We start from the raw sequence: 20,061 nt of genomic DNA, 5'->3' as shown, positions 1-20,061 counted from the left end.
CCGAATTCAAGGGCAGATTATCCACGCGTTACTCACCCGTGCGCCACTTTACTTGTCCCCCGAAGGGAACTTTCTCGTTCGACTTGCATGTGTTAAGCACGCCGCCAGCGTTCATTCTGAGCCAGGATCAAACTCTCCGTTGAATCTCTGGTACTACCCCCACCTTAAAAAGGCGGGATACTCAGGGCATGTTACTTTATCTTTCACTATCTGATTTTCAAAGATCGACTTTTGCGATCCGCCGCTCCGTGAGCAACGAGGCGCAAACTATCGATTTAGACCCTCCCTGTCAACGACTTTTTTCAAGCTTTTTTACTTTTTCCATAAACATCTTAAAAAACAGGATTTTAAAACACAAAAAAAATCAAAACCCCTCACAAAGACCAACAAGGATCTCCTTTCTCCCCTGCCATGGCACCTTATTTTGCCCTGTCTGCGGTCATTCATATTGACAGTTTTTTTCTGGCGGCCTAAATTTCTCAAAGCAAAGAGATACACGTACATCATTATATATAGGAAAAACACATTTTACGGGGAGCATTATGATGGATTCAGGTTCTGCCCAGAAAACCCATGAGCCTGTGCTCTATGTTGGTATCGGTGCCTCGGCCGGTGGGCTGGAAGCCATCGAAGAGTTTTTCTCCCGTATGCCAGACAATACAGGACTGGCATACATTGTCATTCAGCACCTGTCTCCGGACCATAAAAGCCTCATGGTGGAGCTTCTCTCCAAACGCACCCCCATGCCCGTACTCCGGGCAGAAACGGGCCATCAGGTTACCGCCAATACCATTTACCTCATTCCGCCCAAAAAAAATCTGACCATTTTTCACGGCAAACTGATCCTCAGTAATCAGGAAACCGGCAAAGGCATCAACCTTCCCATCGATCTTTTTCTTTCCTCCCTTGCCGAAGACAAAGCGGAAAAAGCCGTGGCCATCATTCTCTCCGGAACAGGGAGTGACGGTACCAGAGGTGTTCGTGCGGTCAAGGAAAACGGTGGAATGATCATGGTTCAGCGGGAAGACAGCGCCAAGTTCGATGGCATGCCCCGCTCTGCCATTGCCACAGGCCTTGCGGACTTTATTCTGTCTCCGGATGAGATGCCGGCCCAGCTCATGGCCTTTGCCAGTCACCCGGCGGCTTCAACGGCAAAGGCCCAGCCTGCCATTTTGACCGATGAAGACAATCTTGCCCGGATTTTTGTTACGCTGAGGCAAAAAACCAAGGTAGATTTTACATTTTACAAACCAAGTACCATTGTCCGCCGTATTGAGCGGCGCATGATGATCAACCAGATAGAAACCCTTGAAGATTATGCGGGACTGATTGAACACCATCCCGGTGAAGCCATGATCCTGTACAGGGAAATGCTCATCGGAGTTACCAGTTTTTTCAGAGATCCTGACACTTTTCAGCTTCTTTTTGAAAAATACATGCCCGCACTTTTCCAGAAGGCAGGAAAACGGGAGATCCGCTTCTGGGTTGCAGGATGCTCCACGGGCGAGGAGGCCTACACCCTTGCCATCCTTGCAAAGGAATGCATGGAAAACCTCGGTCTCAACCATGATGTCAAAATATTTGCCACGGATATCGACAGGGATGCCATTGTCAAAGCAGGAAACGGTGTGTATTCCGAAAGCATTGCCGCAGACATCGCACCCAGCCTGCTTTCCAAGTATTTTTACCACAGGGGAGACTGTTTTCAGGTTGCCAGAAATATCAGGGAAATGGTGGTTTTTGCCCAGCACAACCTCATCAAGGATCCACCCTTCACAAAAATTGACCTGATCAGCTGCCGCAATCTTCTCATTTATCTCCAACCGGTTTTACAGCAAAAAATACTTGAATTTTTTAATTTTTCACTCATAAAAAATGGTATTCTCCTTCTGGGATCCAGTGAATCCATCGGAGACCTTACGGACTGCTTTGATCTGCAGCACCATAAATCCAAAATTTTCCTGTCCCGGGGTCAGGGAATCCTGCCCGCCCGAAATACCGGCTTTTCCTCCCTCCATGAGAAAGAAAGCCCCCCTGCCCCCTACTACACAGGCATGGAAAGGGTACGCAAGCATCAGATGGCGGAAGACCGGCTGATGGATCGCTTTCTGGAGCTTTTATCGGAATACTATATTCCTGTATCCATTATTGTTAATGAAAAAATGGAACTGATCCACAGCCTTGGAGATACGGAAGGCTTTCTGAAACTGCCGCCGGGCCGGGTCATTTATGATGTTTCAAAAATGACCCCGAAGGAATTGTCCATCCCGCTGAGCACAGGGGTTCAAAAGGTCTTCAGGACAGGCAAGCCCATTTCCTACACCAACATCCATACCCAAAGAAACAGACAGGGCATCCGGCTGAATCTGAAAATCATTCCTCTGCCCGATAAAAAAGGGCATGAGGCCCTTGCTGCAATTTTTCTGGAACCCCTCACGCCCCAGGAACATACGGAAGAAAAAAAAGAAGCCGTATCCTATTATGATCTCTCCGATGAAGTGACCCAGCGCATCAAAGATCTGGAACATGAGCTGCAATTTACCAAGGAAAATCTTCAGGCCACCATTGAGGAACTGGAAACGGCCAATGAAGAACTGCAGGCCACAAACGAAGAGCTCCTTGCCAGCAATGAAGAACTGCAGTCCACAAACGAGGAACTCCAGTCCACCAACGAAGAGCTGCATACGGTAAACTCTGAGTTTCAGAACAAAATCATGGAACTGACGGAAGCAAACAATGATGTGGAAAATCTTTTAACCGGCTCACAGATTGGAAAAATCATTCTGGATGAAAACCTCTGCATCCGGAAATTCTCTCCCCATACCACCCATCTTTTCAATCTCGTTGAAAGTGATACGGGCCGCCCTCTGATCCACCTGACCCACCGCCTCATGGATTTTGATCCGGCAAGAACGGCGCGCATGGTGCAGGATACGGGTAAACCCGTGGAGCTTGAAATTGAATCCGAGCAGGGCTACAGCTATCTTGCCCGTATTCTTCCCTACAGGGTTTCCCCCAGAGTTCATTCCGGTGTTGTCATGACATTCGTAGACATCACAGAACTTCAAAAAGCCAGAAAAAAATTGCTGCACCAGAAGGAAGCCCTCAGGGATACCATGCAGATTGCCGGTATCGGAAGCTGGTTTTATGAACCACAAAAAAAAGAATTCCATGCCTCCCCTGAGATTGCTCACTACATACCGGACCCATGCAGGGATATTGAAACCTTTCTGAGTATTCAGCCTCCCGATGGCAGCCCTTCGCTGAGAAAAGCCATGGGAGATGCAGAAAAACAGGGCAGGCCCTTTGACATTGTTTTCATGGCAAAAACCACAGAGCATAAAGACATATGGCTTCGCTGCATCGGAAATCCTGAATCCGATCACCGCAAGGGTGTCCTCCGCATCACCGGTGTCCTTCAGGATATTTCAGAGTTCAGACAGATGGCCGCAGACCTTGAAAAGGCAGCAGCCCGCCATGATTTTCTCTTTGAAACCATGGACAGGGGCATCGTTTACCAGAAAAAAGACGGTAAAATCATTGATGCCAACCCCGCAGCCCTTGATATCCTTGGACTGACAAGGGATGAAATTATGGGGCGCACATCAAGGGATAAAAGATGGAAAGCCATGGACGAAGAAGGAAAAAACCTTGAAGAACAGGATCACCCTTCCATGACAGCCCTGCGAACGGGCCTGCCCGTTCGAAATTTTATCATGCAGATTTACAACCCCAGAGCCAAAGAAACCCGAAGAATACGGGTTGATGCTATTCCCATCTTCCGCAAGGATAATACGTCGGCAGATCAGGTTTACACCCTTTTTGAAGACATCACAGGCCATCACCCAAACAAACAAAATGCCCCGCCGTGAACAAAATCCGGACAGGACATCCTTTACAAGAACCCGCAATGGGCTTATCGTTGCTCCCGAACAAGGTCCCCTGACCCGAATCCATTGATATCTGACTTTCTTCCGATCCCTTTACTCTTCTGTAAGGAGTTTTTCTGTGAAACCTTCCCAGGCAAGGCTTTATCCCGAATATCCTGCCTCCATATGGCTCCTCGGGCTGCTGCTGATGCTGAAAGCCCTTTTCTGGCTCTTTGCCAATCCACTGATAGAAGAGCCTCTGCTCGGCATGAAGCACGTCATCACCACCCTCCCCTTTCTTTTTCTCTGGAGGGCCGTGTGGAACCGGAAAAGCTGGGCTGTGAAGGCCGCCATGGTGCTGACGGCTGCAGACCTTGTTTTTTTTCTGCTGTTTTTCCCTTCCGCTCTTCTGATACCCTTTGACATTTATCCCATTGAAGTCCATGCCCATCAGGGGCTGTCCTGGTTTATTTTCGCTTTTTTAAATATCCTCATCACCCTCTGTTCTGCCATGATCGGATATGCTGTCAATATCATGATTCTCATAACCGGCTTTTTTGCATTAAAAAAAACCGCTGTGACAGAAGCTGCATCTTAAGGGCTGACTGAAATATAAAAAAGATAGTAATTATTCAGCACAGTTTATTCCGCACTGCCAATGCTGTAGTTGCAGCAGCTTTGTACTGTTGCAAGGCTCCGCGGCTATTTGCAAGTGACATTGCAATCGTTTCGGATCAGAGCTTTGCAGGCCTGTGCGAAAGAAGCGGCAAACTGTCTGGGCCGCCACAAAGGCAGCGTGCTGAAGCCTGCCATGGTAATCAAAAAGCTTATCCTGCCTGTGGCGGGGAGTTTTTTCCGCTTCCGCACAGGGCAAGAAGCTCCCGAATAAGATTGCGTCACGGGCAAATAGCCTGGGGCCTGTGCATCTGCCTTGCAGGTATGGTACTTGGAAAACGGTGCTGAACAGCAACCCACGCCGTGTTACGGCGTTTTGTCATAAAGTAACTTTTGAAGTTACTCAGAAGTTACAAAAGATATTCACAAGGAGGGAAAATGGCTGGTCTTCGCATTTTTTCTGATTTTGCCTGCCCGTACTGCTATCTGGCAAAGGCTATGGTGGAAAAAACAGGAAAGAATCTCTCTTTTTCCACCCTGTGGGTTCCCATGGAGCTGCACCCGGAAATTCCTTCCGAGGGGATTGCCTTAAAAGATTTTTATCCCGGTCTCGATACCGCTGCCTTTACCCGCAAAATAAACCTTAAGGCAGCTCCCTTCGGCATCCGTTTCTGTGAAACCAAAAGAATGGTAAATTCCGGAAGAGCCATACGTGCTGCAGAATTTGCAAGGGATGCCGACTGTTTTGATTCCTTTCATACGGCCATATTTGAAGCCCTTTTTACAAAAAACGAAAACATAGGAGACCCTGCAATTCTCAGAAAGATTGCAGCAGAACAGGGCCTTGATCCCGATGCCATGGATCAGGCCATTGACAGCCATGTCTATGAATCAAGGCTTCGTACCGCTGCCATTGAAACCGCAGAACGAAATATCCGGATAACACCCACCTTTGTGGTTCCGGGGCATCCGCCCTTTGCAGGCCTCCCTTCGGAAGAAAAAATGCTGTTTATTTTAAAACAGGCAGCAATGCTGTGAGTGCCATTGCTGCCCCCACCATCCAGACCCTGAGAATGCGACTGATCCCCGTCAGCCCCAGATTGCTGGAAGCAGAAAATCTGTCATTCAAAAAGCTGTCCAGACTTCTCAATGCTGAAATACCTGAAAGATGGCCACCCGCAAGCCTTCTTCCCATGAAAAACTGGTTTCAGGAAAGGATAACAGGCCATCCTCACAAAACAGGCTGGTTCCTATGGTATGGCATTCTCGAAAGAATCCAGACAGATATACTTGTAATGAGCTGTGGTTTCATGGACCCTCCCGATGTGCAGGGCGGCGTGGAGCTCGGCTATGCCCTGCTCCAGCCATGGCAGGGAAAAGGCCTTGCCAGTGAAGCAGCACAGGCCCTTCTGGCCTGGGCCTTTTCCCATCCTGAAGTCACCCATGTACGTGCGCACACGGCCAGAGGCAATCTGGCCTCTTCCCGGATTCTTGAAAAGTGCGGATTCATCCGTCTGGAAACAGATCCAACCAAACCAGCCATCGACCGATTTATCTGCTACCGGCCTTCATCTGAAAGCATGGATATTTAAGGAGCAGATGCCTTAGCAAGAATCTCCCTTACCATGGGACCATCTACAGCCCTGTCCTCTCCGAGGCGGAATCCCCGGCGATCCAGAATATCTGCCACAACAAAAACAGCCTCATTCGGAATTCCATAATCAGAAAGTCTGACTCCCAGCCCCATTTTTTTAAAAAATGCTTCCGTTGCCGCAATGGCCGCTTCAGCCATATCCCCGGAATCCTCAAGGCCCAGAACCCTACGGCCATACTGCTCAAGCTTGGCCCTTTTATGTTCTTTACGCACACGCAAAAGGGCAGGAAGCACAAGGGCCAGAGACTCACCATGGGCCAGTCCAAAGGCCGCCGTCAGCTCGTGACCGATCATATGGGTTGCCCAGTCCTGGAAAACACCGCAGCCAATCACACCGTTCAGTGCCTGGGTGGCACACCACATGATATCCGCCCGCACATTATAATCTTCCGGATATTCCAGAACCTTTGGGCCCTCTTCCATCAGGGTCATCAGCAGTGCTTCTGCCTGTCTGTCCTGCAGAGGAGCATGGATGGCATGGGAAAGATACTGCTCCAGTACATGGACCAGAGCATCCACCACACCACAGGCACTTACATGGGAAGGCAGGGAATAGGTGGTTTCCGGATCCAGAATTGAAAAACGGGGAAAAACCTTTTCCGATGCAAAGGGCAGCTTGGCTCCCATGGAACGCCTTGAAATGACAGATCCTGCATTCATTTCTGAGCCCGTTGCTGCCAGGGTGAGCACAGAGCCAAAGGGAAGGGCTGTTTTTATTTTTGCTTTACCCGTCACAATATCCCAGGGATCACTGCCTTCATAGCAGGCTGCCGCCACAATGAACTTTGCCCCATCAATGACAGACCCCCCGCCCACGGCAAGGACAAAATCTATTTTTTTCTGCTTGATTCTCTCCACGGCTTTCATACAGGTATCATAATCGGGATTGGCCTCAATGCCTGAAAACTCTTCCCATTTACGGGATTTCAAAGCCATGGCAACCTGATCAAAAACTCCGTTTTTCTTTACGGAGCCGCCACCTGTCAGGACAAGCACAAGGGCATTTTCCGGTATCAGCCGGTCCAGTTCTGCAATTTTACCCTTCCCGAAGACAATACGGACGGGATTGTAATACTCAAAGTTTTTCATCTGTGCTCCTTTTTGATTTCTGATGATTTCCCTGACTCAGCCCCAGTTTGCTGGTCCGGTTGTTATCAGGCCATAAGACGAGCAGATAATTTGATGCGGAAAGGGGCAGGACTGCCCCTGCGAATTTTTTACGGCTAAAAAAACCCGGGATTCCGCAAGCCTGTAATGGGTTGGAAATTCCGGGTATTTTTATTTTCATGAGGGGTAACTCGGCAAAAAAATGCCTCTGCTACCAGAAACGGCTTTTGTAAGGACGGGTTTTATCTTCAGGATCACGGATGTAAAGAAGCCGTATCTGCTTTTTACCATTGACGGAAAGAATGATTTCACTGACCTTTACCAAAGTCCAGCGAATGGCAAATGAAAAGGCCTCATTCCTCTGTCCCGGATCAAACTGCCGCAGCCATGTGCATTTTCCCATGGTAGGCACTTCAATCTCATTGTCCATGAACAGAAAAACACCACTGTCCGTGCACTGTATAGTTGCGTATTTATAAAAAATCACTTCCATGTCTCCGGTGTTCCACAATTATATTCCCAGAATATGATTTACCGGAAACACTGCACCCTTGCAATAGTCACTTAACAAAAGTGTTCTTTTTACTTTTTGTCTGAATCCATGGCAAACTCATTGATATGGACTGAAAAGACCTTTAAATACCCGCCAGAGGGTACTAAAAACAATATTTACTTTCAGTACATATCAAAAAATATGCCACGGATTCAGATCCTGTCCGGGTTATAAAAATCTATTTTTTCCTTTTTTTTACGTCCTGCAGAGCCTCTCCCATGGCCCTTTCCGTACAATCCAGCCAATTCCAGTAACATTCATCCTGATGGTCCTGTGTCTCTTTGACCTGTGCTTCTTCCTCCACTCCTCTTCTTGCCAGCATGTTGCCCTCCACACCATACTTTAGGTTTTTGATGCGCCGCACCCCCGTTTGCGGCTCCTTAATTAAAACAGTGTCAGAATTGTTAGCAGCTCGTATTCAAAGAATCAATAATAAATTAAGCATCTCTTATATTTTTTTAAAAAAACAAAAAAAGATCCGACACATCCCATGCTGCGGGATGCCAGATCTTCTGAAAATAAAGGGGTACTGGAACTTTCTGTCCGCAAAATTCTGTAAGGGCTGCACACGGACAGAAAGCCCAATACTGGGGACCTACAAGAAGAAACTGTGCCGGGCGGGAGGGGGGAGACCGGTTCAGCATCTTCCGGAGCGTGTGGAGGAACGCTCCTTTTCCGAAGAGGTTGGATAGTTATTCCCATAAACGTGGTTTTGTGTCCATGGGGTGATCCCATTATTTTTCTGGGGGTTTTTCCTGATTCTTCAAGAAATGTCCGGATGAAAGCGCCTGTATTGCACGGCTTCCGCCAGATTATTTTTTGTAACATACTCAGATTGCTCAAGATCTGCTATGGTTCTGGCAATTTTAAGTACCCGGGAAACCCCCCTGGCCGACAGGCGCAGACTTTCCGCCGCACGGGATAAAAGTTTTTCCCCCCCATGGTCCGTTCTGCAGAACTCCCGTATTGCAGAAGCATCCATGGCTGCATTGCAGACATAGGGCCTGCCTGAAAAACGCTCTGCCTGTACAGCCCTTGCCCTTACAACCCGCTCCCTTACCCTGAGGGAAGCCTCCCCCTCTCCGGCACGGCGGAAATCCTGATACGCAAGGGAAGGCACCTCAATCTGTATATCCATCCTGTCCATCAGAGGACCGGAAATTTTCCCCCGGTAACGGTCCACGGCGGACGGAGCACACCGGCATCTGCCATCGGGCTCATCGGCATACCCGCAGGGGCAGGGATTCATGGCCGCCACCAGCATAATGGATGCAGGAAAGCGTACGGTACAGGAAGCCCTTGAAACCGTCAGCATACGATCTTCCAGGGGCTGGCGCAGCATATCCAGCAGACTTTTCCTGAATTCAGGAAACTCATCCAGAAACAGTACACCATGGTGGGCAAGGCTGATCTCCCCCGGCCTGGGATGTCCCCCGCCACCCACAAGACCGGCATCACTGATGGTATGGTGGGGAGCCCTGAAGGGCCTTGTCACCACAAGGCCTGTACTGGCGTCCAGAAGCCCTGCTGCGGAATAGATCCGGCTGGTTTCCAGGGCCTCATCAAAGGAAAGGGGCGGCAGAATACCGGGAAGGCGGCGTGCCAGCATGGTCTTGCCCGATCCGGGAGATCCGCTCATGAGAATATTATGGGAGCCTGCAGCCGCAACCTCAAGGGCCCTTTTGGCATGCTCCTGCCCTGCCACATCCTTTAAGTCGGCATCCCACACGGAAGTAGTTAGGCATGAAAAATCAAAGGGTTCCCTTGCTTCAAGGCGTTTCCGGCCAGCCAGATGATCCACGGCTTCTCCCAGATTTTTTATCCCAAAGGCAGGAATTTTCCCAGATGCCGCAGCTTCTGCGGCATTGCTGACAGGAACCAGAAGACCCCGGATATGTGCAGCATCCGCAAGGGCAGCCACGGCCAGAGCCCCCCGCACAGGGTTCACACGACCATCCAGAGACAACTCCCCCAAAGCCAGATGGGAAGCCACCACATCCGGAGACAGAAAGCCCGATGCGGCAAGAATACCCAGTGCAATGGCAAGATCAAACCCCGTTCCTTCCTTTCGGATGTCCGCAGGAGAAAGATTTACGGTAATCCGTCCCTTGGGAAAACCATAGCCGCCATTGCGCAATGCCGTGCGGATACGATCCCTGCTTTCCCGCACCGCCGTTTCCGGAAGTCCCACAATCTGAAATACGGGAAGTCCCCTTCCCACATCTACCTCTACGGTTACGGCAATGGCATCCACACCGATAACGGCAGCGCAGCAGCTTCTGGCAAGCATATTTCTAACTTTCTTTTTACCGGATTAAATAAAAATATGGATTTCCATAAACAGTTTTGTTTTAATAGCCCGACATCCAGAAGGATGCAATATACAAAAAAGGCAGGAAACGGACTTTTTATGGCATTGAGATCCAGACAACAAACCCTTGCTGCACCCATATCCTGTTCAGGTACAGGGGTGCATTCCGGAAAAGAAGCCACGCTTACAATAAAGCCTGCGCCTGAGAACCACGGAATCCGCTTCTTCCGGACAGATCTTCCCGGCACCCAGGGTATTCCGGCCCTTTTCAGCAGGGTTGTGGATACCAGCCTCGCTACTGTCATCGGAGAAAACGGCATCATCGTTTCCACCATTGAACACCTCATGGCAAGTTTTGCCGGGATGGGTATAGACAATGCCCGTGTGGAACTGGACAATTACGAAATGCCCATCATGGATGGCAGTGCTGCTGTTTTTTCACAAAAAATAAATGAAGCCGGTATTATTGTTCAGATGGCTCCGAGATCCCACTTCATAGTGACCCACCCCATTGAAATTGCTGACGGTGATAAGTTTGTGGGGGTCTATCCCGATGAAGATTTCCGTATCACCTGCACCATAGAATTTCCCAATCCTTTAATCGGCAGACAGACCATCAGCATTCTGCTGGATGATGACAGCTTCCTTACGAAAATTGCACCAGCCAGAACCTTCGGATTTCTCCATGAAGTGGAATTCATGAAACAGATGGGGCTTGGCCGGGGTGGGTCCCTGGAAAGTGCTGTGGTTGTCAGTGGAGACAGCATTATCAATGAAGAAGGCCTTCGATTTCCGGATGAATTCGTTCGACATAAGCTTCTGGACTGTATCGGAGACTTTTCCCTCATTGGCATGCCCATACAGGGCCACATTAAAACCATTAAATCCGGCCATCTTTTCAATCATCATTTTATAACAGAGTTTTTTAAAAACAGAAGATGCTGGGAAACCATGACTCCTTCCGAATCATAAAAAGGTTCCATTCCCAAAAAAGAAAATAGAACCTTTTTAAGTATCTTTTAAAACAATTTTAAAAGTATTCAGCTGATGGCAACCAGCTCAATATCAAAAACCAGTGTTTTCCCGGCCATGGGAAAATTCGCATCCACGGTTACATCCTCGCCATCAATACCGGCAATACGGATGGGAATAACCGTACCGTCTTCCATGCGGCTTTCAAGAATCATCCCTTCCTCAAGCTCCATACCTTCAGGAAAAAGACTTTTTTCGTATACAGCCACAAGCTCGGGATTGTGAGGGCCATAGGCTTCCTCAGGGGGCAGTGTAAACTTTTTCTTTTCTCCTACGGTCATACCAAGCACAGCCGCATCAAAACCGGGAATCATCTGACCACTGCCCACTTCAAAGCTTAAGGGTCCGCGAGCTTCTGAAGAATCAAACTTTTCACCTTCCGGAAATGTTCCCGTATAGTGCACCTGAACCTGATCGCCTTTTTCCACCTTACGCATCAAAACATCCATTTCCGGCTGACGGGGATAATAAAAAAAGGGAGGGGTCAACCGGATACCTCCCTTTTCTGTTCATCTTTATCCACCTGAGGCAGATAAGAATACTGTGTGATGGAACAATTGTTTTCCTGAAACACTACTCAATTACACCGAAAATATATTTCCTCTCCGGTCAAATCCCTGCTTCCAGATAAAAACCTTCTGTTCCTTCTGCATCACTGGCGCTCAGACCTTTTCAAAAAACTCCTTTTCCGAATCGCAGACCGGGCACAACCAGTCTTCCGGAAGATCCGCAAAGGTAGTTCCTGCGGGGATACCATTGTCCGGATCTCCTTGCGCAGGGTCATACACATAGCCACAGGGACATTCATACTTATCCATTGTAAAGCCCTCCTTTATGTGAAGTTTCTTCTTTCCATTCTGACACAGGAAAGACCCATGTACAAGCATGAAAATACCTTGCCGGTCAACAATCTCCGGTTCAAATCATACGGAGGCCGTACAAAGATAAATTCTCCCATAAAAAAAGGAGGACCGCAGCAACACAGTCCTCCTTTTAATCAATCATCAGACAACAGCTTACTTCATGTATCCTTCAGGCAAATATCCACAGGGATCAGTGGGGTGTTGTATCCCCTGATTCCTGCTTAATACCTACAACCATTTTGAAGAGCAGGGTCAGAACCAGAAAGCCTGTGGCAAAAATGCCCATGCTGATCACCAGCTCAAGAGCCGTTGGCGCATATTCTGTGTACTCATGCAGGGGGTTGGGAACAAAACCTCCCGTTACAAAACCAAGTCCCTTATCAAGCCAGGTACCGATGAAAACAATACCACAGATCCATGGCAGCAGGGAAAGATTGTTTCTGTATTTTGGTATCAGAAGCAGAACAATCCCAGTAACCATAAGAATCATGGATGCCCACATGAAGGGAACCAGATTCCCCGTTCCCCAGAACAGGTAGATGAAGTGATCCATATGCTCAGGGTTCTGGCTGTAGAAGACCACAAAAACTTCACAGATAAAGAAAAACACATTGGCAATAAGGGCATAGCAGACAATCTTGGAAAGAGTCCGCAGGGCCTTTTCACCGGAATCAAAACCAGTGGTTTTCTTAAGAATAGTGGCCAGAATAATCAGGAAGGCAGGACCTGCTGCAAAGGCGGAAGCCAGGAAGCGGGGAGCGATAATGGCAGAAAGCCAGAAGCCCCTTCCGGGCAGACCACAGTACAGATAGGCCGTAACCGTATGGATACCAAAGGCCCAGGGAATGGAAATCAGAGCGAAAATTTTCACCCACTTTTTGGCAGGAACACCATTGCGTTCTGCCTCAAGCACATTCCATCCCACAAGAATGTTAAGGAAAAGATAACCGTTGAGAACAATCATATCCCAGAAAAGCATGGAATCCGGACTGGCATAAATGATCACGTTCATCAGACGGGAAGGAAAACCCATGTCTGCAATAATGAAAAGCAGACACATGACAATGGAGGCAATGGCCAGAAACTCACCGAGAACGGTAATTCTGCCAAAGGCCTTATAATCGTGCAGATAATAGGGAAGCACCAGCATAACCCCCCCTGCGGCAACACCCACAAGGAAAGTAAACTGGGCAATATAGAAGCCCCAGGTCACATCACGGCTCATACCTGTGATGACAAGACCCTGATCCAGCTGCTTCATCCAGGCAAGTCCCGCCACCCCGATGATCAGCAGCAGGGAGGCGATCCATATCCAGTACTTGCTGCTTCCATTGATCGCTTTTTCCAGCATGGTCACCTCACACTATGTAATAGACGGAAGGGCTTGTACCCAGACTTGGCTTCCGTCGGATGGTGGTATTGGCTCTGAGGGCCTTACGGACATTGGAGTCGGGATCATCCAGGTCACCGAAAAGAATAGCGCCTTTGGACACTTCCACGCAGGCAGGCATCTGGCCTCTGGCCAGGCGCTCATCGCAGAAGTTGCATTTTTCCACAACCCCGATCATACGATGGGGATACATGGGGTCCATCTCCTTGATAAAAGGCTTTGGATCCCGAAAATTAAAACTTCTGGCTCCGTAAGGACAACCAGCCATACAGAAACGGCAGCCGATGCAACGATGAAAATCCATCATGATAATGCCATCTTCCCGCTGGAAGGTGGCCTTGGTGGGACATACCCGCACACATGGAGGATTCTCACAATGGTTGCACAGGGCAAGAATAGGAGCTTTTTTCAGCTGTTCTGAAACATAGGGATTGGTCTGCATGGGAAACACATGCTTATAATCCGAAGGCCAGATCCACTTCAGCTCCTGCTTCCCTTCAATGCCGGGAACATTATGTATACTGTGACAGGTCTCCTGAATTTTTGCCGCAAGATCCGCATCAATCTTACGGGTATCAATCACCATGCCCCAATGGCCAGCCTTGAGACTTTCCGCCCGATGCTTAAACCTGGCTCCTGCGGCTTGTGCAGCCTTTTCTTCCTTCGAACCCGAAGAGGCAAAGGCAGTCAGCACAGAACCCGTTCCTATACCGATGGCAGAGACACCGGCAATTTTCAGAAACTTGCGTCTGCTTTCCTTCATCACTTATTCTCCTTTGACGGGTCTATGTGGCATTCCCAGCAGTAGAGTGTACCCACACCGGTATAATCATGGCAGCTGTCACAGAATTCCGCAGTGGAGGTATGGCATCCGAGGCATGAGTTTTCTCCGGAAGAAAGACTCATATTGAACTCCTGGCCACTTTCACTCACATAGATATGCTTGCCTTCACGAACCACAACATCCCGCCACTGATCAAGAAGAGCCATGTGGTTGGCAGCCATCCACTCCTTGGACTCCACACAGTTTCCGGCTTTTTTGGCTGCTTCGGCAATGACAATCTCCGGTGCAGCACCGGACTTGCCGGCATTCAGCCAGAAGGGCAGCGTAATCAGCACCGCCAGTACAAGAAGTCCCGCAAGGACTTTCAATTTATCACTCATCTGCGCCCTCCGCATTCTCTAAAGGTTCAAAACGCAGGTTGGTTTCCCTTTCATGCTCTCCGTCCAGAACCAGGGCATTACCCACCAGTTCATGCAGACCGGTGACAGAAACGCCAGGCACCCAGTAATCCATGAGAGGAGGCAGAACAGCACGGTCGATGGCGCAGACACATGACAGCATATTTACACCGTATTTATCATGGACATGCTTGACAGCATTGGCCCTTGGCAGCCCACCACGCATACGGAGCTCCATAATTTCCTCGGTGTTCAGACCGGAACCGGAACCACAGCAGAAGGTTTGCTCCCGAATGGTATTTTCGGGCATTTCATAGAAGTTATTGCATACATTCTGCAGTACATAACGGGGCTCATCCAGCATACCCATGGCACGGGCCGGATTGCAGGAATCATGATAAGTTACTTTAAGATGATCGTTACGGCCGGGCTTCAGGTTAAGCTTGCCATTACGGATCAGGTCTGCAGTGAACTCAGCAATGTGAACCATTTTTGTGGATGCGGCATTCTTGAACACCGTACCTGTTATGGGAGATTTGGGAATCTCCATTTTCGGACCCGTGGGACCATTCATGGTATCCATATACTGATTGATAACCCGCCACATATGACCGCACTCGCCGCCAAGAATCCATTTCACACCCAGACGCTCTGCCTCATGGTACATTTTGGCATTGATCTTTTTCATCATGTCTGAAGATGTGAACAAACCGAAGTTACCACCTTCTGAAGCATAGGTGCTGATGGTATAATCAAGACCAATGGCCTCAAACAGCATCAGGTAGCCCATATAGGTGTAAGTGCCGGGATCGGCAAAGGCATCACCGGAAGGCGTGATGAAAAGAACTTCAGCACCTTTACGGTTAAAGGTCGGGTTGGGCCTGACACCGGTTATTTCCTCAATGTCATCACAGAAGAAATCAATGATTTCCACCATGTTCTGGGGCTGAATCCCCAGATGGTTCCCTGTGCGGGAACAGTTGGCCACGGGATCCTTGATCCAGTTGATATTCAGACCAAGAAGGTTGAGAAGCTCACGGGCCATCATGGTAATTTCTGCCGTGTCAATACCGTAGGGGCAATACACGGAGCAGCGGCGGCATTCCGTACACTGATAGAAATAACTGAACCACTCTTTAATCACCTGAGGGGTGAGTTTTCTGGCTCCTGCAATGCGTCCCAGTATCTTACCCGCCATGGTAAAATCATTGCGGTAGATGGAGCGCAGCAGCTCTGCCCTGAGTACGGGCATGTTTTTGGGATCACCGGAACCGATGTAGTAATGACACTTATCGGCACAGGCTCCGCAACGGACACAGATATCCATGAAAACCTTCAGGGAGCGGTATTTATCCAGTCTCTCCTTAAAGCCTTCATGGACTATTTTCTGCCAGTCCGGCGGCAGTTGCCAGTCTTCATCTGACGGGCTCCAGACCCTTGCATTGGGAAGCCCGAGATATTCCAGAGTCTTCGGCTTGGCCGGGTAACAGAACCTTCCTTCGGAGAGATCCGGTGGAACGTCCATCCAGCTCTCTTTACCCGGTGTTCTGTCTATCTGGATCAATTCATCCGCATTGGGAATATCGACCATGGTTTACTCCTTCTTTTCCACCGGCAGGCCGGCCTCGATCATCTTCTCTCTGAATTCGTCCTCATAATCCGCATAGGTAACGAACTTCAGCTTGGGATTCCAGGGATTAATATGACGTACGGCCCGGCTGTTGTTGGCCATATTCCTTGTGGGGCTCAGGAAAATACCGCCGGAGTGCATCAGTTTTGAGAAGGGAAAATAAGCAAACAATACGCAAACAAGGAAAAAGTGGGCATAGAAAAGACCACCGATACCTTCAGGCACCACAGGGCTGAAGGTGGCAAGGCTCATGGTCATCTGCTTCACCGTGAAAATATCCACCTTGGCAACATAACGCATCAGTATCCCTGTACCTGCAATGGAGGCAATCAGCAGAACCGGAAAATAATCCGCTGTAAGGGAAATGTAGCGTACCTGGGGAATAAGAATACGGCGGGCAAAAAGAAACAGGGCCGCACCCAGCAGCAGGAAACCGGAAAGGAGAATACCGGGAAGCCCTATCTGCAGAATGCCATCCAGCATTTCCACCACCTTGAGAAGGGCGGGGATGGGCTCCAGGAAAAAGCGAAGATGCCTTACCAGAACCACAAGGAAGGAATAGTGGAAAATCAGACCGAAAAGCCAAAGCCAGATTTCCAGGTTATAAACGACCTTTCCTTCACGGATCTCGTTTTTCGTATTGCGGAAAAGAGACCGGAAAAGAAAGATTTCCAGCAGCATGCGCACAAGAACATCCCTCTTATTCGAGGGATTGTCGTACTTGGAGTGCTGGATCCAGGAAAAAGATTGCTGCTGCCCGCAGGTGGTCGGAATGCGGAAGGGGACAGGGGATTTTACCCATCCCAGCATCCGCATGGCGAACCCTGCAAAAAACAGCACCATGGCGGCATAGGGTATGATGACCCCAAACAGATAGGGCATCCCGCTTCCACCGGCATAGCCGATCAAACCGAGAACCAGTACCGCCGCAAGGGAATAAAGCAGGTGTTGATTCATGGACACTACCTCTCTCTTCGGCAAGAAACACCGATCCGGAGTTAACTCCGGTCCAAAATTGATTCTGCCGACAGCGATAACCCGGCGACGCTGGCCCTTTACCGCTGCCATTAACCCCTATAAACAGGACTTTCCTTAGTAAAGAAAATCCGTATTTACAATGCCAAGAATCTTTAAATCTGTTCTGAAAAAAGGGACTCTGCCCATTCATACGGGCCTGAACCCTTTGCCCGACAGACAAAAAAAGCCGAAAAGACAATACCTTTTCAGTTGGTTATGGCTTCTTTTTTTTCTGCTGCATCCTTCTGCATTTTTCTAAAAATCCGCTGGGGAAGAATATCCACCCCCAGATTTTCCACCTCACAGAGAATATCCGCCTTTTCCAGAAGATTAATGCTCCTTTCCACCACATGACGGGATTTAAAGGACCATATCTGTTCCCTGCAGGCCATGTAAAGACTGAAGGCTATCAGGGAAAGATCATCCACTCTCTTGTCAAAGGCATAGAGCATGGACTGATTTTTTTTATCTTCCAGTATTTTTGAACCCAGCGCTTCACGGGCAAGATCTTTGAGATAAAAAACAAAGGTCACCGCTTCTTTGGGCGTAAATTCCTGCACGGCACGGATACGGATGAGGGGGTCCAGAAGCTTTTCAAGCTCCGCATCCCCAAGCCCTTCCACAAGACCCTTAAGTACTTCCGGAAGAACCGTGTGCAGCGTATGTCCGACGGGATTGGCAAAAGGATCTTTTTCATTGAGAAAAAAAGACTGGCTGCGTCTGGACGGATAGGTTCCTGCCACAAGCGCCACCCAGCGTTCCGCCATTTTTTCCCTGCTGTTTCCAAACAATGCCTTAAATTCCATCCTTCTCCCCTGCCTGCAATTTAATTAGGGTTTTGCAGTACCCCTGATACGGTTACTGAATGACTTATCATCATGAATGGCGACTTATACTCGATGCCTCCTTTATATGTCAAGAATAAAAGCAAAAATAAGGACTTACCCCCTTACAGAATCCCCACCCCCACAAGGCACACTATAAGTGTTAATTTTTAACACAGCATACTATATATTGACAAAAAACAGGTATTCTCCCATCATACTCCGCTTTCTTTGGATTTTTTTTAACAAGGGCTTTTCATCTCCCGTATTCAGGTAAAATCCCATGGGCTTCAGGAAGGACAGGGCCCCTTCTTTCTGTTAAACAATAACAGGCCATGGGAGTCAAAAACATGTAACCCCTTTCAAAGACCTTACAAATACCGCCTGAACATATCTGAAAAAAACAAGAAGAAGCAATAAAAGGACGAAATAAATGATTCTATTTTCAATGCAGCATAAGACAACAAGTGCAGCCACGGGCTACTTCCATCCCGTCCCCGTTCCAGAGCCCCATTCACGGATCTTGTACGTTTATGTCAAAGGAGACCGGAAGATTCCTTTCTGAGGGCCTGCCTGATTGAACGGCTCCTTGGGATGTCTGCCGATGAACATAAATTTTTTTTTTCATCGGACTTTCTGCTCCACGCCCTCCACGAGGCCAGTAAAGCATCCGGTGCCCAATGGAAGCTACCGGACCATAAAAATCAGGAAAAATCCCCTCTGGCCTACCTGCGCATTCCCCTTTATCCGGAAAACGCCCCCTGGATTCAAGTTTTTTATTCCAACATTTTCCATCTGTACCCCCCTTCGGCCGGGAAGACAGACAGCCTGCCTGAGCCAGAACTCAGCGGCCCGGCCCTTTCGGAAACACCGGTCCCCATAGAAAAAATCCCCCTTTCATCCATGCCCTGCCCCCCTGTGCCGGAGCCGGAAGATGTTTTTCATGCGGCCATGGAGAGGCTCGCCCCCCATAAAAAACTGATGACTTCGGAAAAGCGCCATACCGCATCCTTAAGCCCCATTGCCCTTCTAAGGCAATGGGATCTGGACAGATCTGTGGAAATCCCCCGATATGAACACCGCCTCACCGGCATACAGACCAGCTACGGCAGAGGCCTTTCTCTGGAAAATGCCAGAACCGCCTGTATTATGGAAGCCGCCGAAAGAATCACCGCCTTTGCCGGTACCACGGGCAGTGAAATATCCATGCGCCTGCACCCTTCCCCCATCCGCAAAGCCACCTTTTCCCAACTGAAAAAAGAAGGCATGGAAGCACTGGACCCCAACAGCCTTCTTCTGGAAGCCCCCATGCCGGATCAGGCCCTCTGGTGGATGCCCGGAGAAAAAACAGGTCTTTTGTCTAAAAAGCCCTGCCTTGTTCCCGTGCAATGCGTTCTTTTATTCAGCAACCTGCCCGAACCCCAGCTTTTCACCGCACTGGGTTCCACGGGGCTTGCCGCAGGATCATCAAAGGAAGGTGCCTGCCTTGCAGGTCTTCTGGAAGTCATAGAAAGGGATGCCGAAGCCACCATGCCCCATAACCCGGAAAACTGCTTTCAGATTGCATCCCGTGATCCGGAAGTCTCCCGGCTTCTTCAGGCATACAGGGATCAGGGTGTCCATCCCTTTTTTGAAGATATTACAACGGAGTTTGGTATTCCCTCCTACCGCTGTCTGATCATGGGAAACAAGGGAGAAGTTGTGCGGGGAACGGGAACCAATCTGAGTGGCAAAAAAGCCCTTATTTCCGCCCTCACGGAAACCCCGTGGCCCTTTCCCGGTCCTCCGGGACAAAAACCCCACATCAAAGTTATCCGCAGCCTGGAAAGTCTGCCGGACTTTTCAACATCCAATCCGGCAAACGACCTGAACAGGGTGGAGAACTGCCTGCTGGCCAATGGATTTACACCGGTTCATGTGGAGCTGACCCGCAGGGATCTGCGTATTCCCGTGGTGAGAAGCCTTGTTCCGGGGCTGGAAATTCTGGGAGATTTCGACAGGTTTTCAACGGTAA

18 protein-coding genes and 1 rRNA gene are annotated in these 20,061 nt (G+C 49.1%); 6 read left to right on the top strand and 13 right to left on the bottom strand.

Features of this window, described 5'->3' with window-relative positions; all coding sequences use genetic code 11:
• Nucleotides 1–143: ribosomal RNA gene (locus LZ24_RS15670) — 16S ribosomal RNA — on the bottom strand; the annotation flags it as partial.
• 399 nt (nucleotides 144–542) lie between these two features.
• Between LZ24_RS15670 and LZ24_RS15665 the strand changes: the two genes are divergently transcribed.
• The 4 genes from LZ24_RS15665 to LZ24_RS15650 all read left to right on the top strand — a co-directional run bounded on the left by LZ24_RS15665 (nucleotide 543) and on the right by LZ24_RS15650 (nucleotide 6,076).
• The gene (locus LZ24_RS15665; protein ID WP_144686665.1) at nucleotides 543–3,872 is read left to right on the top strand and encodes a chemotaxis protein CheB; all 3,330 of its coding nucleotides are present in this window, start codon (nucleotides 543–545) and stop codon (nucleotides 3,870–3,872) included.
• A 136-nt stretch (nucleotides 3,873–4,008) separates the two neighbouring features.
• Entirely contained in the window at nucleotides 4,009–4,467 is a 459-nt protein-coding gene (locus tag LZ24_RS15660; protein WP_144686664.1) for a hypothetical protein, read from the top strand.
• Between the two features lie 455 nt (nucleotides 4,468–4,922).
• A complete protein-coding gene (locus tag LZ24_RS15655; protein ID WP_144686663.1) occupies nucleotides 4,923–5,522 on the top strand; it encodes a DsbA family oxidoreductase in 600 nt (199 codons plus the stop codon).
• The gene (locus LZ24_RS15650) at nucleotides 5,519–6,076 is read left to right on the top strand and encodes a GNAT family N-acetyltransferase (protein WP_144686662.1); all 558 of its coding nucleotides are present in this window, start codon (nucleotides 5,519–5,521) and stop codon (nucleotides 6,074–6,076) included. Before LZ24_RS15655 ends, LZ24_RS15650 begins: the two co-directional genes overlap by 4 nt.
• Here LZ24_RS15650 and LZ24_RS15645 read toward each other — a convergent pair.
• The 4 genes from LZ24_RS15645 to LZ24_RS15635 form a co-directional block, all read right to left on the bottom strand.
• Nucleotides 6,073–7,227 carry an iron-containing alcohol dehydrogenase gene (locus LZ24_RS15645; protein ID WP_144686661.1) on the bottom strand — a complete coding sequence of 385 codons (1,155 nt, stop codon included), beginning with the start codon at nucleotides 7,225–7,227 and terminating at the stop codon, nucleotides 6,073–6,075. The genes LZ24_RS15650 and LZ24_RS15645 overlap by 4 nt on opposite strands.
• A gap of 229 nt (nucleotides 7,228–7,456) precedes the next feature.
• Entirely contained in the window at nucleotides 7,457–7,738 is a 282-nt protein-coding gene (locus LZ24_RS15640; protein WP_222427672.1) for a hypothetical protein, read from the bottom strand.
• Nucleotides 7,739–7,976: 238 nt separating this feature from the next.
• A complete protein-coding gene (locus LZ24_RS17375) occupies nucleotides 7,977–8,162 on the bottom strand; it encodes a hypothetical protein (RefSeq protein ID WP_222427671.1) in 186 nt (61 codons plus the stop codon).
• A 399-nt stretch (nucleotides 8,163–8,561) separates the two neighbouring features.
• On the bottom strand, nucleotides 8,562–10,088 hold the full coding sequence (locus LZ24_RS15635; protein WP_144686659.1) for a YifB family Mg chelatase-like AAA ATPase: 1,527 nt from the start codon (nucleotides 10,086–10,088) through the stop codon (nucleotides 8,562–8,564).
• 120 nt (nucleotides 10,089–10,208) lie between these two features.
• Between LZ24_RS15635 and lpxC the strand changes: the two genes are divergently transcribed.
• Entirely contained in the window at nucleotides 10,209–11,081 is an 873-nt protein-coding gene (lpxC, locus tag LZ24_RS15630) for a UDP-3-O-acyl-N-acetylglucosamine deacetylase (RefSeq protein ID WP_144686658.1), read from the top strand.
• 68 nt (nucleotides 11,082–11,149) lie between these two features.
• On the opposite strand, the gene LZ24_RS15625 is transcribed toward lpxC, so the two are convergent.
• The 8 genes from LZ24_RS15625 to LZ24_RS15590 all read right to left on the bottom strand — a co-directional run bounded on the left by LZ24_RS15625 (nucleotide 11,150) and on the right by LZ24_RS15590 (nucleotide 18,029).
• On the bottom strand, nucleotides 11,150–11,629 hold the full coding sequence (locus tag LZ24_RS15625) for an FKBP-type peptidyl-prolyl cis-trans isomerase (protein WP_222427670.1): 480 nt from the start codon (nucleotides 11,627–11,629) through the stop codon (nucleotides 11,150–11,152).
• A gap of 174 nt (nucleotides 11,630–11,803) precedes the next feature.
• Nucleotides 11,804–11,959 carry a rubredoxin gene (locus LZ24_RS15620; protein WP_144686657.1) on the bottom strand — a complete coding sequence of 52 codons (156 nt, stop codon included), beginning with the start codon at nucleotides 11,957–11,959 and terminating at the stop codon, nucleotides 11,804–11,806.
• A gap of 235 nt (nucleotides 11,960–12,194) precedes the next feature.
• Nucleotides 12,195–13,355, bottom strand: a complete 1,161-nt coding sequence (gene dsrP, locus LZ24_RS15615; protein WP_144686656.1) for a sulfate reduction electron transfer complex DsrMKJOP subunit DsrP — start codon at nucleotides 13,353–13,355, stop codon at nucleotides 12,195–12,197.
• 7 nt (nucleotides 13,356–13,362) lie between these two features.
• On the bottom strand, nucleotides 13,363–14,157 hold the full coding sequence (gene dsrO, locus LZ24_RS15610) for a sulfate reduction electron transfer complex DsrMKJOP subunit DsrO (RefSeq protein WP_144686655.1): 795 nt from the start codon (nucleotides 14,155–14,157) through the stop codon (nucleotides 13,363–13,365).
• Nucleotides 14,157–14,558, bottom strand: coding sequence for a sulfate reduction electron transfer complex DsrMKJOP subunit DsrJ (gene dsrJ / locus LZ24_RS15605; RefSeq protein ID WP_144686654.1), 402 nt, complete (start codon nucleotides 14,556–14,558; stop codon nucleotides 14,157–14,159). Before dsrJ ends, dsrO begins: the two co-directional genes overlap by 1 nt.
• Nucleotides 14,551–16,167 carry a sulfate reduction electron transfer complex DsrMKJOP subunit DsrK gene (gene dsrK, locus LZ24_RS15600; RefSeq protein WP_144686653.1) on the bottom strand — a complete coding sequence of 539 codons (1,617 nt, stop codon included), beginning with the start codon at nucleotides 16,165–16,167 and terminating at the stop codon, nucleotides 14,551–14,553. The genes dsrJ and dsrK overlap by 8 nt, the downstream gene beginning before the upstream one ends.
• Nucleotides 16,168–16,170: 3 nt before the next feature.
• The gene (dsrM, locus tag LZ24_RS15595) at nucleotides 16,171–17,163 is read right to left on the bottom strand and encodes a sulfate reduction electron transfer complex DsrMKJOP subunit DsrM (protein WP_144686652.1); all 993 of its coding nucleotides are present in this window, start codon (nucleotides 17,161–17,163) and stop codon (nucleotides 16,171–16,173) included.
• A 266-nt stretch (nucleotides 17,164–17,429) separates the two neighbouring features.
• A complete protein-coding gene (locus tag LZ24_RS15590; protein WP_144686651.1) occupies nucleotides 17,430–18,029 on the bottom strand; it encodes an RsbRD N-terminal domain-containing protein in 600 nt (199 codons plus the stop codon).
• Nucleotides 18,030–18,641: 612 nt separating this feature from the next.
• Here LZ24_RS15590 and LZ24_RS15585 point away from each other — a divergent pair.
• A partial coding sequence (locus LZ24_RS15585) for a YcaO-like family protein (protein ID WP_144686650.1) occupies nucleotides 18,642–20,061 on the top strand: 1,420 nt, incomplete at its 3' end.

Source organism: Desulfobotulus alkaliphilus, assembly GCF_007830435.1.
Classification (GTDB): domain Bacteria; phylum Desulfobacterota; class Desulfobacteria; order Desulfobacterales; family ASO4-4; genus Desulfobotulus; species Desulfobotulus alkaliphilus.
Note: the sequence above shows the minus strand (reverse complement) of the source record. Positions and strands in the feature narration are given on the sequence as shown.

Bases quoted from the DNA above. Each gene is read 5' to 3' on its own strand.
- LZ24_RS15640 (WP_222427672.1), bottom strand. From the start codon at position 7,738: ATGGAAGTGATTTTTTATAAATACGCAACTATACAGTGCACGGACAGT.
- LZ24_RS15645 (WP_144686661.1), bottom strand. From the start codon at position 7,227: ATGAAAAACTTTGAGTATTACAATCCCGTCCGTATTGTCTTCGGGAAG.
- LZ24_RS15665 (WP_144686665.1), top strand. From the start codon at position 543: ATGATGGATTCAGGTTCTGCCCAGAAAACCCATGAGCCTGTGCTCTAT.
- dsrM (WP_144686652.1), bottom strand. From the start codon at position 17,163: ATGAATCAACACCTGCTTTATTCCCTTGCGGCGGTACTGGTTCTCGGT.
- LZ24_RS15655 (WP_144686663.1), top strand. From the start codon at position 4,923: ATGGCTGGTCTTCGCATTTTTTCTGATTTTGCCTGCCCGTACTGCTAT.
- dsrJ (WP_144686654.1), bottom strand. From the start codon at position 14,558: ATGAGTGATAAATTGAAAGTCCTTGCGGGACTTCTTGTACTGGCGGTG.
- dsrP (WP_144686656.1), bottom strand. From the start codon at position 13,355: ATGCTGGAAAAAGCGATCAATGGAAGCAGCAAGTACTGGATATGGATC.
- dsrK (WP_144686653.1), bottom strand. From the start codon at position 16,167: ATGGTCGATATTCCCAATGCGGATGAATTGATCCAGATAGACAGAACA.
- LZ24_RS15620 (WP_144686657.1), bottom strand. From the start codon at position 11,959: ATGGATAAGTATGAATGTCCCTGTGGCTATGTGTATGACCCTGCGCAA.
- dsrO (WP_144686655.1), bottom strand. From the start codon at position 14,157: ATGAAGGAAAGCAGACGCAAGTTTCTGAAAATTGCCGGTGTCTCTGCC.
- lpxC (WP_144686658.1), top strand. From the start codon at position 10,209: ATGGCATTGAGATCCAGACAACAAACCCTTGCTGCACCCATATCCTGT.
- LZ24_RS15590 (WP_144686651.1), bottom strand. From the start codon at position 18,029: ATGGAATTTAAGGCATTGTTTGGAAACAGCAGGGAAAAAATGGCGGAA.
- LZ24_RS15635 (WP_144686659.1), bottom strand. From the start codon at position 10,088: ATGCTTGCCAGAAGCTGCTGCGCTGCCGTTATCGGTGTGGATGCCATT.